This is a genomic window from Paenibacillus sp. 1-18 (assembly GCF_000520755.1).
GTDB classification, from domain to species: Bacteria; Bacillota; Bacilli; order Paenibacillales; family Paenibacillaceae; genus Paenibacillus; species Paenibacillus brasilensis.
On sequence record NZ_ASSB01000052.1, the window covers coordinates 1 to 346 of the forward strand.

The following is a 346-nucleotide window of genomic DNA, read 5'->3' on the forward strand; positions in this document are numbered from 1 at the left end:
GTTTCGGATCCAGTTTTCAGGGTGTAACACCTTGAATTAGGCTTGATATTCAGTGTAATAGAATAACTAGTTTGATTATCGCTAAGTGTGTCTATTTATTTGGAGAGATACCCAAGTGGCTATAAGGGGACCCTCTGCTAAGGGGTTAGACTGCGAAAGTGGTGCGAGGGTTCGAATCCCTCTCTCTCCGCCATTTAAGACAAGCTTGCGAAATATATGTTATGGCGGTGTAGCTCAGCTGGCTAGAGCGTACGGTTCATACCCGTGAGGTCGGGGGTTCGATCCCCTCCGCCGCTACCATACATACCCAGGAGGCTTAGCTCAGCTGGGAGAGCATCTGCCTTAC

At 48.8% G+C, this 346-nt stretch carries 2 tRNA genes; both read left to right on the top strand.

Annotated features, from left to right (window positions below):
• Positions 1-101 precede the first annotated feature (101 nt).
• A tRNA-Ser gene (locus L693_RS0103300) sits at positions 102-193 on the top strand.
• A 30-nt stretch (positions 194-223) separates the two neighbouring features.
• Positions 224-300: transfer RNA gene (locus tag L693_RS0103305), tRNA-Met, on the top strand.
• Positions 301-346 lie beyond the last annotated feature (46 nt).